Source organism: Singulisphaera sp. GP187 (assembly GCF_900129635.1).
Taxonomy (GTDB): domain Bacteria; phylum Planctomycetota; class Planctomycetia; order Isosphaerales; family Isosphaeraceae; genus Singulisphaera.
In genome coordinates this window covers 4214489-4227509 of the sequence record NZ_FSRB01000001.1, presented here as the reverse complement: position 1 = coordinate 4227509, position 13021 = coordinate 4214489, and the positions used below count along the sequence as shown (strand labels likewise).

Here is a 13021-nt window from a genome sequence, read left to right as displayed (position 1 = left end):
TAATTAAAACGTGACAACTAAGTAAAGTCAATCAAATACGGTGATCATGGGATCTTTCACATAGCTCAGCAATGGTGCGCAACCTCGACCTGTTCGTATGTCTCTCGGGGAGATCGCAACTTGGGGGCCCTCCCATGAAATAGACGATCCGGCTGGGGTCGTGCAATGGTGACAGGCGAAGAGGCAGAAATGGGGAGGTATTGTCGAAAGTCGACGGGCCGGCAAAAAGTCCGAAATCAGAGAGTGCACCTGCTGGATTTCTCGGGGGTTTCTTCCATTGAGCGGTGCGAAGATGGCCTTTTTGCCGGCCCGTCGAAGATTGACAATACCTCGGGAGGGGTTGAGACGTGGCAGTCTTGCAGAAAAACAGGAACGGCCTCGTCCGGACCTCCGCCGCCGTGAGGAGGTAGGCCCCCATAGGCTGGGCTATTCGAGCGCCGCGATCGAATGTCCGTGACCTGAATATTGGTGTCGCCAAGCGATGGACAGGGGGCGTGGTTTGCTCTGTCAGTACGCACCAATCTGGTCACTCTCGACTGAATTCCCGAGAATGAAGTTTGGAGGAAGTAAAGATGGAAGACTCCACGCTTCGACGGCACTTTCCGAACCTCTGCCGAGCGGCCCTGGCGAGTTGTCGAGGGCTGCATCGTCTCAAGCAAAGCGTCACGTGGACGCGGGTCAAGGTGGCGATTGCGCTTGGACTGACCTTGATGTGGATTGGTCTTTGGAAATCGTCCTACAATTGGCACCAGGTCGCCGGTGAGGAGGTCGTTCCCGGCTTTCTGGGAGCGGGCGTTCTCGGTCAGGTGTTGTCAGACAGCGGCACACTCCATTTTATGATCATGCGGGCTGAGGGGCGGAGGCCGGCGATCATCACGTTCATGCGACAGCCTTATCTCGGCAACGGCGGCTATCATGATCGCCACAGCTTTGTCTTGGGCTTCCTCGGATTCGTCTTCGCGCTGCTGCCCTTTCCGTATCACGACGGAGACTACGTGCAAAGCCCCTACATCGCGCTGGTGATACCGTACTGGTTCCTCACCGTGGCCACGGCGTTGCTGGGACTGAAGGCACTCGGTTGGGGGCCCAAGCTTTACCCTCGGGCGGTCCACCCGGGGCCGGTCGGAAACCCCGGTCCGACCGACTGAATCAGGGGGGAACTGGGGAATTCCATGGGGCCGTCTCGTGGGAGTCGTCGCTCCGCCTGCTTCTCTCCTTCGGGCTGTTCCGCGATGATGGTCGGTCTCGATCCCACTTCTACGCGGAGGACCTCGCCATGCGGTTTGCGATGACAACGCTCTTGATCCTCACCCTCACCGCCCGCGCCGGAGTGGGGCAAGTCGGCGGCAACGTCGGCTACGGTCAGGCGGCCGGCCGGGCGCGGGCGGACCAGAACGAGCGGGCGAAGCGGCAGTTGACTCGCGAGGAGATGCCGCCGACGGACACGGCGATGTTCGTCGACGCGAGCGTCCTGATGAACGTCAGGGCCGATGAGTTTGTCGCCACCTTCGGTGTCGCCGAGGAGGCCGAGACCGTTGAGGCCTGTCAGACGCGGATGGACGCGACCATCGCCGCGTTCACCGAGGCGCTCAAGCCGCTCGGCATCGGCCTCGACGCCCTCTTCGTCGACTTCACCGCTCAGACGAAGGTCTACGGCTACAAGGTCGAGGGGAACCTCGCCCGCGAGCAACTCGTCGGTTTCGAGTTGAAGAAGACCGTTGCCATTCGCTACCGCGACAAGACGCTCATCGACCGGCTCGTCGTCGCCGCGAGCCGGGCGAAGGTCTACGACCTGATCAAGGTCGACTATGTCGTCACCGACCTCGCTCCGATCCAGGAACGGCTGGCCGAGGTGGCGGCGGCCGTCGTCAAGGCCAAGGCCGCCCGCCACGAACGCCTCCTCGGCATCAAGCTCCGCGCTGTGCCTCAGGTCTACGCCGAGCGGTCGTCCACCTACTTCCCGTCCGAGATGTACGACTCCTACACCGCCGGCGAGTCCGAGGCCGTCTCGGGCGGCCCGGACCGCGCGCGGATGACCGTTCAATCCCTCCGTAAGAGCCGGACGTTTTACTTCAACCCACTCAACGCCGACGGCTTCGACCGTGTTATCGACCCCGTCGTGCTGGAGCCCGTCGTCCAGTTCACACTCTATCTCAAGCTCAGGTACGAGATCGAGACGAGGCGTTGATCGGCCCCGGGGCGAGCCCCGCGAGCACGCCCCGAAGGTCATCGCCGCCTGGATTCGTTTCCTGACTCACAAGAGTTGCTTCGGAGAGGCACCTCTAATCGCGTGGACATGGTCTTTCTTTGTATTGAATTATGTGCAAACCCTGGGTGCCACGGGTTGTACCCAACCCGTGAGCCAAAAACCCAGGCGATCGTTCACGGGTTGGGTACAATCCGTGGCACCCAACGGCGATTGCATCACCGCGTTCGCCCATCAGAAAATCGAAGAAAACCGAGACCAACGGCTTAGGCTGAGCTGCGCAGGTCGGGTACGCTGTCGTCCGCGGCGCGAGGCGAGCAGGCTCCCGGCCAGTTCGCTCAGCGCGTCTCCATCAACGAGGTACGATGCGTAAGCGGTCCCGGCCGGTGACTCTGAACGCGCTTCGGTTCCTGGCTGGAGCGGCGAGGCCACGAGGTCGGTGGTCTCCAAGTCGCGGCCGAGCCAGTGGTTCAGTTCTTGCAAGGCGACGCTCAACAGGTCAGTCCGCCCTTCCGCCTTCGTCCCCCGGCGCGTCGCGTCTGCGGTGATGACTTGCCCTGCCGCTGCCCCCGCGACCGTCGGAGCCGGCTCGTGGGTCGCCGCAACCGTTGCGCTCTGGGCTGCCGCCGCGTAACGCACGATCAGCGACCAGTTCAAGAGTGTGCCCGCGCTGCCACCGGCGTCATCGGTGACTTCGAGGGTCCAGGTCCCGGCGAGGCTTTTGCCCTCGAGCAGCGTGAGGTTCCCTTCGGGCCGGAACGTGCCCGTGAACGGGGCGGAACCTGCCGTGATCGAGGTTGTGGCCTCGTCGCTGAGGATTGTGTTCGTGAAATGGTCGCCACTTCCCCCGACGTCGGTGAAGAGCTCGACGCGGGTGTTGTCGGGAGCGATCAGGAAGACGTCGAGGTCCGTGTCATTGGTATGACTGAAGTTGACCTTCACATCAAGGTCCAGGATCGTGCCGGCGGCCGAGACGGTCAGGACCGAGGTCCGCTTGGCCAGGTTCGGGATGGCCAGGTTGGCCGTTTTGGTGAATGTGGCCGTGACGAAGTCGTTATCGGTGTTGGTGACCGTGACGTCGGCCGGATTGATTCCGTCGAAATCAGGGTCGGCACTGACGGCCGGGCCGAGCACGATCGTATAACCGACGTTCCCATCGGCAATCGCGTCGTCGACGCCCGTGACCGTGACGGTCTGGGCGACGTTCCAGTTGGCGGGTGTGAAGGTCAGGACCGAGGTCGAGGTTCGGCCCTCGGTCGCATCACTCGTGGCGACGGGAATGGTGACGTTCGAGCGCGGCGCATTGTCGAGCCGGACCGTGAAGCTAGCCTTGCCGCCGGCTTCGGTCGTGACCAGCCCCGAGGTCGGGGTGACGACGGCCTGGGGGCGCAAGGCCGCGGACGTGGATCGGGCCGTGATCGACCAATCAAGCAGCTCTCCTGTGAAGAAGTACTCATCATCATTGACCTCGAGCTTCCAGGTCCCGGCGAGATTTTTGCCCTCGAGTGCCGTCAGGTTTCCTTCGGGCCGGTACGTGCCCGTGAACGGAGCGATGCCTGAAGTGATCGGCGTCGCGGACTCGTCATCGAGCACGGTGTTGGTGAAATTGCTCCCATCAAGGCCGACGTCGGTGAACAGCTCGACCCGCGTGCCGTCCGGGGCGATCAAAGTGACGTCGAGATCTTCATCCCAGGAATGATTGATGTTCACCCGAACGTCGAGGTCGAGGATCCGGCCGGTCGCCGCAACGTTCAGGCTCGAGGTGAGGGTGCCTTGGTCCGGGATGTTCTGATTCTCAACCTTGGTGAAGGTCGTCGTGACCAGGTCGTTGTCGAGATTGATGACGGACACGTTCACCGGGGCGAGCCCGTTGTAGGCGGCATCTTGGCTTGACCCCGCGCCCAGCAGAATGAGGTAGGCGAGATCGCCGTCGCTGAACGTGTCGTTCACCCCCGTGACCGTGACCGACTGCGGTTGATTCCAGTTGGTGGGAGTGAACGTCAACGACGAAACGCTGACGACGCCCTCGCTCGCGTCGCTGGTGCTCACGGCGATCGTGACGTTGGCGGTCGGCTTTGTGGTGAGAACCAGGCTGAACCGGGCCGTGCCACCGGCCTCGGTGGTGACCAGGCCGGAAGGGGGGAGCACGCGGATCCCGGGTGCCGTCGGCTTGCCGAAGACGACGTAAACCTGGCCGGGGGCGATCAGGCCGTTGGCGTCGACGTAGGGCGACGAGACACGCAGGTCGGCGAAGCCGTCGTGGTTGAGATCGCCGATCCCGGAGGCCGCGTATGCTTGCCCTCCCACCGCGAACCCATTGAGCGCGAACCCGTTCGAGCCGTCGCCACCGCTGGCGGCGAGCAGGCCGGCAAGCTCGAAACGCGCCCCGAAGCCCCGGCCGCCATAAACCAGAGAAGCTTGACCGGCGCTCTTGATGTTGTGGGGATCGGCGTAGATCGCACCAATCAAAATGTCCTTGTAACCATCGCCGTTGACGTCTCCGGCTCCACTGACGGAGTAGCCGCCGTAATCGTTGGCCGCGGCCCCCTGAAACAATACGCCGGTGGAGCCATTGAACGTGGTGACCTCAATAATGGCCGGGAAGCCGCCGGCCGTCGCCGTCCGCTTGCCGAAGAGGAGATAGGCTGCGCCGGCATTGGGCTTCCCGGGAGCGTCGACGCCGTGAGCCCCGATCAGGACGTCGTCGACACCGTCGCCGTTGACGTCACCGACCCCGGCCACCGAGATTCCGAGGTTGTCGGCCGCGGCGTTTCCGTTGATCGTGAAGCCGTTGCCGCCGTTGAGCGTGGCGAGGTTGACGATGGCGGGGAAGCTCGAGCGGCCGAAGAGCACGTAGGCCTGGCCGGCATCGGTGCGGCCGGCCGGGTCCGCGGTGGAGCCGCCCAGGATGAGGTCGGCGATGCCGTCTCCATTGACGTCGCCGGCACCGCTCAGGGCGATGCCCAGCGTGTCGCTCGTGCCCGAGGCGGCGATCGTGAACCCGTTGGAGCCGTTCAGCGTGGCCAACTCCAGAGTGGCCGGGAAGGACGCGCCGAGGGGGGTGTTCCGGCCGAAGACCACGTAAGCGGCGCCGGAGCTCCCGACCCCGAGGGCGCCGATCACCAGGTCGTCGAAACCGTCGTGGTTGAGGTCACCCGCGCCCGTGACACTTCCCGCCTGATGGTACGCGGCGATTCCGTTGATCGCGAAGCCGTGGGTGCCGTCAAGTTTTGCAAGTTGGATCTGGCCGTCCTGGATCCCGTCGGCGCGGTCGAGCGCGTCCAGGTTCGCCAGGCCACCGAAGAGCACATAGGACTGGCCGGCGTTGGTGCGGTCGCTGGAAGGCGATGCCCCGCTCGCGCCGATGACGAGGTCGGGGATGCCGTCGTGATTGATGTCGCCGGCGCCACCGCCGGAGATGCCCGTGCGGTCCCCCAGTGCGATCCCGTTGATTCGGTAGCCGCTCCGGCCGTCGAGTGCTTCCAGGCTCAACTCCGCGGGATATCCGCCCGGCCGGCCGAAGATCAGAAAGACTGCGCCGGCCGTCATACTCGTCGGGCCGGTGTCTCCGGGAGCACCGAGCAGCATGTCGTCATAGCCGTCCCCATTGATGTCGCCGAGCGGCCGGTACAGCGAGGGGCCTCTGAGCTCCGAATCGTCGCCTGTCCCGGTGACGACGAAGCCGTCCGCCCCCGCGGCGTTATTTGCCAGAAGCCCACTGAGCTCGAACTCCGCGGGAGAGTTAGCGTCCAGGGTCATCTCGACGCGGTAGTCACCCCGGCTGCCGGGGGTGCCGCCGCCGGCGCTGTTGGCGTTGTAGGCCGTGTTTCCGGCCCCGGAGACTCCGAGGTAATACGTGGCCGCGGTGCTGAAGCGATACGAGAGTCGTGAGTTCCATGTGGAGGGGCTATCGCTGAGGGCCAGCGGATTGCCGGCCCCGTCGAACAGTCGCAGGACGATGTCCATCGCGGCGCCGCCGGACGGCTGAGATGACACGGCCGTGAAGGTGGTCCCGGCGGCCGCGGTGAACTGGTAGACGTCCACGTCCGCGGCGCCGAAGGGGCCGTCGCCGATCGCGCCGTTGGGCTGAACGTAGTGGCCGCCGGTCCCGAGCCCGGTGGTCATTGCGGTTTGCCGCGTGTCGCCGATGTCCAGGCTGAGGTCGAGGCCGTAAGTGCCCGAGCTGGCGGGCGTGGCGAAGCTGCCGCTGGTCGGGAGATAGTTCGCGTTTCCGAAGGCGGAGACGCCGACGTAGTAGGTGCCGGCCGCCGTGAAGGTATAGTCAAGCCGGGAGTAGTAGCCGGCGAAGTCGTCGTTCATGGCCAGCGGAGTGCCCGAGGCGTCGAAGAGTCGCAGGACGGTGTCCATCGCGACGCCTCCGGTCGGCAGGCTGGTCACGGCCGTCAGCGTGCTGCCGGCCGATGCGTTCAACTGGTAGAGGTCCACGTCGAGGCTGGCAAAGGGCCCGTCGCCGATGGTGCTGGTCGGGATGGCGAAGCGGTCGCCGGGGGCTACGATCTTGGTCCCTCGGGCCGCGCTGAGGGTATCGCCCACATCGCCGAGGATGACGTTGAGCGTGTTCCAAGCGTTGAGCCGGCCCCCGGTCGCCGTGACGCCGTGGAGTCCGGGCACCGGGTCCACGCCGGCGAACAGCGCGTCACGAACCTTCTGATAGGTTGCGTTGGTGTCGAGGCTCCAGGCCAGGGCGGCGACCCCGCTCACGAGCGGCGCGGCCATCGAGGTGCCACTGAGGACGCTGTACGTGTTGTTGGGAGTGGTGCTCAGGATTCCCACGCCCGGGGCAGCCAGGTCGACCGTCGTCGCCCCGTAGTTCGAGAACGAGGCGAGCGCGTCGCTCTGGTCGGTGGCGGCGACCACGATGATGTTGGGGAGGTTGTAGCTCGCCGGATAGGTCGTCGAGTAATCACTGTTGGCGGAATTATTGCCGGCCGCGACGACGAACAGCATGCCCGCGTTGCCGCTGGCCGCGATTGCGTCGCTCATTGCCTGCGAGAACGCGCCCCCGCCCCAGCTATTGTTGGTCAGCCGGATGTTCACGCCGTAGGAGTTCCGCATCATCGTGGCATAATTGAGGGCCGAGATGGCGGCCGAGATCGGCCCGGTCCCATCTGCGCCCAGGAACTTCAGCGCCATGATCCGCGACTGCCAGTTGACACCCGTCACGCCCACCCCGTTGTTGCCGACCGCGCCGAGGGTCCCGGCGACGTGCGTGCCGTGGCCGTAATCGTCCATCGGGTCGCCGTCGCCATTGATGAAGTCGTAGCCGTAGACGTCGTCCTTGTAGCCGTTGCCGTCGTTGTCGATCCCATCACCGGGGATCTCCCCCGGGTTCCTCCACATGTTGGCGGCCAGGTCGGGGTGATTGTAGTCGACGCCGCTGTCGATCACGCCGACGACGACGCGACTGCTGCCGGTGGTCAGGTCCCACGCCTCCGGGGCATCGATATCGGCGTCCTGCACGCCGCCGGCCTGCGCGGTGTTGTCGAGCCCGTAAAGGGTGGAGAAGTTGGGGTCGTTGGGCGTGGTCGAATTGACGCTGACGATGAAGTCGGGCTCGACGTAGCGAAAACCGGGGAGTCCCGCCAGCGAGGCTTTCACGGCGTCGTAGGTCACTCCGGGCGCCGTTTCGGCGAGCATCGACCCGCGTCCGCCCAGGCCGCGCACCGCCGTCATGGCCGGGCCGAAGCTGCGCTGCTTGAGCAGTCGGTCTCCGGTGGCCAACTGGGTCGCGGCGGTGCCTCGCAGACTGTCCATGGCGACGATCCACCGGCCGGGGACGACGGGCCGCTGTTCGCCCTGCCAGAGAATCGTCGCGGGGTCAGCGGGGATGCCGTCGCCCGCGCCTAGGCCAGGATTGTTAGCTGACAGCAGGCCGACCGGGCCGATCTCGGCCACGGAGAGGAGCGTGCGTTCTTCCAGGGATTCCAGGCGGGTCAGAAGGGCTCGCTGGGAATGGGCGGTCCGCCGCTGCCTGAAGCGGGACCGGACGGGGGGGGCCGAAGCATGCATGGCAGTTCTCCATGGGGAGGGGGCCGAGGTCGATCGATTCATCCATCCTCGGGGCGGGCGCGCAGTCGTAGCGCGTCACCCCATCAAGGGCGACAACCGCGAATCACGGTCGCAGACCGGCTAAGCTCTACCGCTTCGTAGAGGTGGACGATGCTCCGCTCAGGGTGTTCACCTCTCTTGAAAAATGGGATGTGTCGAGCCCGACCGCCGCCTTCATGGGCGGCATCGCCGATCCCGCGGTCGCGACTCAAATCCTCGACAAAATGCGAGAAACCGCTGTTTGCCGTGCGCCGGTTTTTGGCCAGTACGGCAAGCCGTCTCGAAGAGTACACCAGTTCAAGGTAAGGTACAAGAGTTAAAGATAATGAACCATCAGAAGATTGTGTATGCAGAGTCTCTGTTCATTTATTCCGTGACGAATGCTTGGGCTTGCGGCGGGCGCTTGCGGTGGCGTCTTGAAAACAAGAAATTTGGATTTGTATATTTTGTGGCTTTGGCCACTCAGAACATCGAGCCGGAAAGTCGACCGAACAACTTCGGGGGGCAACCGGCCCGCTGAGAAATTTGGGCTGGTCGAGCCACACCTTGGACTTTCGGGCCAACCCTTGACGGCAACCCTATGGCCCGGATAAACCACATCGGGAACGCCGTTGATCTCAATATGGCGATTGTGGAGCGGGCTTCGGGCTCGATTGACTTGACGGCAGCCCCGCCTGGGTAAGACTCAACCGAGTCTCCACGCAAATGGCGGAACGACTGGCTCGGGTGATCCACTGGGTTGCCTCGCATCGATCCGGCAGGTTCGCCGTATCGTTGGGGATAAAGACACAGGTTCCAACGGGAGTGTTGCGCATGACGGTTCTGTCGAGAGCGGTCGCGATGAAACACCGGTCCGCGGCACCGATGGGTGATCGCCCGGCGCAACGAAATGGCCGGCGCCCTCGGCCGCGGACTCCGGGCCTGGAGATCCTGGAAGCGCGGAATCTGCTCTCCGGACTGCTCGTGGGCGGGGCAGGCGCGGGGGGAGCGCCGATCGTTCAGGTTTTCGACGCGGACACGGGTACGGAGCGGTTTCAATTTTCCGCGTACAACGCCAAGATGACGGCCGGTGTGCGGGTGGCCGTCGGCGATATCGACGGTAACGGCGAGCTTGACATCGTGACGGCGCCCGGGCCGGGTGGGCCATCGCTCGTCAAGGTCTTTCGCGCCAGCGATGGGACCCAGATCGGTCAGTTCGCGACTCCGCGGACCTGGTCGCGCGGAGGCACCTGGGTCGCGGTCGGTGACGTCAACGGCGACGGCCGATCCGAGATCATTGTGGCGCCTGGGCTGGGCACGCCCTTGATTCGGGTCTACCAAGGGCTCGACGGCCAGCTCCTGGATGCGTTCCGAGCGAACGCCGGAGGCTCGCGCCGAGGCTGGGGACAAGGGGCCAAGCTGGCGGTCGGCGACCTCAACCAGGACGGTCGCGCGGATATCGTCGCCCTGTCGGCGTTCGGCCCCTCCAAGGTTCGGGTGCTCGACGGCCAATCGGGCCAACTGTTGGCGGACTACACGGCTTTCGAAGGCCCCTCGCGCGGTAAGACGTCGATTGCCGTCGGGAAAATCGGGAGCGATCGCCATCCTGATTTGATCGTTGCGTCTTCCCCACCGCGATCCAACCAGACTCGAGTCAGGGTCTATCAAGGGATCGCGGACGCGAACCCCGCGGAATTCGTCGTGCCGGACAGTTCGAACGGGGGAGGCGTTGAGATTGCCGCGGTGAACATCGGCGGGCCAGGCCGAGACGAACTCGCCCTGGCGCCGACCCGAGGGGGCGGCCTTGGGGCGCCGATCCTGAGCCGGACGCCCTTGCTCTCCCTGACCTCACCCCAGGGCGCGGCGAACTTGACGATCGCCTACCGTTTGCCGCCGACGGCCTCCGGCCAGTTCTTGGCCGGGGATAATACGAACGCGTTGTCGACGCCCGCGGTCGCCGTCAACGCGATCGAACCCCCGTTGTCGCAGGCACTCCCCGTCATTCAACGCCTCGCCTACTTCGACCCGACCCTGCAGCAGTTTGTCCCCGTGAAGCCCGACGACCCCCGCCTGGTCGGCAAGGACATCACGGTGATCTCGCACGGCTGGGCACCAGGCTACCAGGGGTGGGTGAACTACGAAGCTAATACAAAAAATCATGTTCTGAAATGGTGGGAGACCGACCCCACCCAGCCCGGTTACGACCCAAGCTGGACCGCCAAACACCCACAAGTGCCCGATTCCGCCTGGCTCCTGCACGGTGAAACGGTGAGCACCCTCTTTGGAACCACCGAAGTTTCGGCCGTCGGGATGGCCCAGTCGATCCTCGCGCGCACCAACCCGGCGGTTCCGGGGAGTCCGACGGACCCGAACGCCGCGGTCTTGGCTTATAGCTGGATCGATGATTCGGCGACACCGACCTGGAACGTTCTGGATACCAAGATTCCCGTCGGTGCGTATAAGTCCGAAGCGTTGACGACGCTCAACGGCGAACGGCTCGCCTCGGCACTCGAGTCGGTCCTGGGTGGTTCGTTCACCGGCAAGCTCCAGCTCGTCGGCCATAGCCACGGCTCGAAGGTGGTCTCGGTCGCGGCCACCGCCTTGCAGCAGGCGAAGATGCGCGTCGACCAGGTCACCCTGCTCGACTCCCCTGAAGACGACGTCACGGTCGCGGGCGATGCCGCGAACTTCAACTGGTACTTTCTCCAGAATCTCAGCAACATCGATCGCTCGAGCCTGACGAGCACGTTTGTGGAAAACTATATTTCCGAATTCGACGTGCCCTACAGCGGTATCCAGCTCTCGAACGGTCAAGGTCAGAACCTGAACCAGATCGTCGACGTCGGTCTGATACCCGACATCTACTATTCCTATGATCTGGGCGGAAGGCACGGCTACGCGGCGTCGTGGTACACCGGTTCGGCTGACCCGAATCTGACCTATCAGCAGACGGTCGGCCAGTATTGGTCCCCGTTGCTCCCGGCCAACTCAGGCCCGGCGAACCCGGTGAAAAACCTCTCGCCCTATTACGAGCAGAACTGGGACGAAGTCTTCCAGCCGACCGACCAGCAGTTCGTGCTCGATCCGGAGTCGGCCGCTCCGACCGAGACGATCACGTTCCAGTCGTACAACGCCTCGGCGGTGAGCTTGACCCAAAATGGGGTCATCATCCAGACGCTGCCCGTGTCGCTCCGCGCTCCGCTCCGGGGCCAGAGCGGGATCGCCTTCGACTACCAGTTTCCCACCTATCAGGCGGGAGACCGGTTGATCATCCTCGCCGACGGTGACGTCGCCTTCGTCATGGATGCGGCCTTGGTCGGTTCGAGCGTCGCCCACGCGACCCTCAGCCTCAGCGGGTATCCGTTGGAGTTGCACAACCTGCAGTTCATCCTGACCAGCGCCACAAGCAACCAGACGTCCCAGGTCGTCGTTTCCAACTTCCAGACGTTCTATCAACCCCTGCTCTAATCCTATCAACGACCCGCCAGAGAGCGAGAAATCGCCCTCGTTCCCACGGGGGACCGTGGGAACGAGTCGCGAGCGGCTTCCTGGCCCTGGATCGGGTCGTTGTGATTTTTCTGACTTGCAATCGGGGCACAGCAAGGGTTGACGCCGTAGAGTGCTACGGTTCGGATCGGTCAATGATGCCCTGATTCCTGCTCCATGAAATCGATACCCGCGTTGACCGCCTCCTGTTCGGTGGCGAAGACTCGGGGCGGTCCGCCACTGCCGGTGCGGATCGGGCCGAGGCATTCGAACGTGGCGAGGGAGCCCGCTCGCGGGTCTTCGTCGACGTCGAAGAACACGAAGCAGACGAAGCCGTTGGTGTTGACGAGCTCTTTGGTCTTGGCGTTGTAGGTGGAAAACTTGTCGACCTGGAACCAGGCCTTCTTATGATGGACGAGCATTCGGCTGGGCCTCAATGTGCGATGGAGAACGTCCTCGCCGCGCCTCGACCGTGACACAGCGACAATGCCGCGAACCTGATGAGAGAGGAATCGCCTTTTTCTTTAGGATGGCGATGACCAGGAAGCTACCGCACGCCGCCGTCGGTGACAAGTGACCGGCTTTCGTGGGCAGGCACGAGGCGACCTGATCGCGAATTGTCGCAGTGCTCGCTCCGTCGCGTGCCTCGGAAAATAATAAATGGCGAGAGTCATGTCACTGCGCCGTCGGGATGACGTAATCAGAGTAAGTCCGGCAGGGAGGGCCGGCCGGACAAAGCCAAGCTAAGTCAATCCAAGGTATGAGGAGCTGATTTTAATGTCCGTTGACATGTTCCTGAAGATCACGGATGTCAAGGGTGAATCCAAAGACAAGACGCACCCCGGCGAGATCGAGATCGAGTCCTTCAGTTGGGGGGCGACTCAGCTTGGCGCCTCGTCGCACGGGACCGGTGCCGGTGCCGGCAAGGTCTCGATGAACGACTTCCACTTCGTGATGCGGAATAACTCGGCCTCACCGACCTTGTTCCTCTTCTGCGCCAATGGCAAGCACTTGAAGGAAGCCAAATTAACCTGTCGCAAGGCGGGCGGCTCCCAGCAGAACTTCATGGTGGTCACGCTCTCCGACGTTTTGGTCTCGAGCTATCAGACCGGCGGGTCGCAGGGGGGCGAAGTCCCCATGGACCAGATCAGCCTGAACTACTCGAAGGTCGAGATCGACTACCTGGCCCAGGACGAGAAGGGCATCACGAAGTCGGCCGGCAAGAAGCACTGGGATATGAAGACCAACACGGGCGGCTGAGCTACGCTCGGGCTCGTCGTC

6 protein-coding genes are annotated in these 13021 nt (G+C 63.8%); 4 read left to right on the top strand and 2 right to left on the bottom strand.

The features are described 5' to 3' along the window. Positions 1–572 precede the first annotated feature (572 nt). Positions 573–1148 carry a hypothetical protein gene (locus BUS42_RS16275; protein WP_074307948.1) on the top strand — a complete coding sequence of 192 codons (576 nt, stop codon included), beginning with the start codon at positions 573–575 and terminating at the stop codon, positions 1146–1148. 128 nt (positions 1149–1276) lie between these two features. After that, entirely contained in the window at positions 1277–2188 is a 912-nt protein-coding gene (locus BUS42_RS16270; protein WP_074307946.1) for an SIMPL domain-containing protein, read from the top strand. A gap of 252 nt (positions 2189–2440) precedes the next feature. On the opposite strand, the gene BUS42_RS16265 is transcribed toward BUS42_RS16270, so the two are convergent. Further along, positions 2441–8236, bottom strand: a complete 5796-nt coding sequence (locus tag BUS42_RS16265) for a S8 family serine peptidase (RefSeq protein WP_074307944.1) — start codon at positions 8234–8236, stop codon at positions 2441–2443. Positions 8237–9088: 852 nt separating this feature from the next. Between BUS42_RS16265 and BUS42_RS16260 the strand changes: the two genes are divergently transcribed. Further along, on the top strand, positions 9089–11722 hold the full coding sequence (locus BUS42_RS16260) for an FG-GAP repeat domain-containing protein (protein WP_074307942.1): 2634 nt from the start codon (positions 9089–9091) through the stop codon (positions 11720–11722). Positions 11723–11892: 170 nt separating this feature from the next. Here BUS42_RS16260 and BUS42_RS16255 read toward each other — a convergent pair whose 3' ends face one another. Continuing rightward, positions 11893–12162: a hypothetical protein gene (locus BUS42_RS16255; RefSeq protein ID WP_074307940.1), complete on the bottom strand. Its 270-nt coding sequence runs from the start codon at positions 12160–12162 to the stop codon at positions 11893–11895. A 355-nt stretch (positions 12163–12517) separates the two neighbouring features. On the opposite strand from BUS42_RS16255, the gene BUS42_RS16250 reads away from it, so the two are divergent. Next, positions 12518–13000, top strand: coding sequence for an Hcp family type VI secretion system effector (locus tag BUS42_RS16250; protein WP_074307938.1), 483 nt, complete (start codon positions 12518–12520; stop codon positions 12998–13000). Positions 13001–13021 lie beyond the last annotated feature (21 nt).

Excerpts from the sequence above, each read along its gene's own strand:
- BUS42_RS16250 (WP_074307938.1), top strand. The coding sequence starts at position 12,518 with ATGTCCGTTGACATGTTCCTGAAGATCACGGATGTCAAGGGTGAATCC.
- BUS42_RS16270 (WP_074307946.1), top strand. The coding sequence starts at position 1,277 with ATGCGGTTTGCGATGACAACGCTCTTGATCCTCACCCTCACCGCCCGC.
- BUS42_RS16265 (WP_074307944.1), bottom strand. The coding sequence starts at position 8,236 with ATGCATGCTTCGGCCCCCCCCGTCCGGTCCCGCTTCAGGCAGCGGCGG.
- BUS42_RS16275 (WP_074307948.1), top strand. The coding sequence starts at position 573 with ATGGAAGACTCCACGCTTCGACGGCACTTTCCGAACCTCTGCCGAGCG.
- BUS42_RS16255 (WP_074307940.1), bottom strand. The coding sequence starts at position 12,162 with ATGCTCGTCCATCATAAGAAGGCCTGGTTCCAGGTCGACAAGTTTTCC.
- BUS42_RS16260 (WP_074307942.1), top strand. The coding sequence starts at position 9,089 with ATGACGGTTCTGTCGAGAGCGGTCGCGATGAAACACCGGTCCGCGGCA.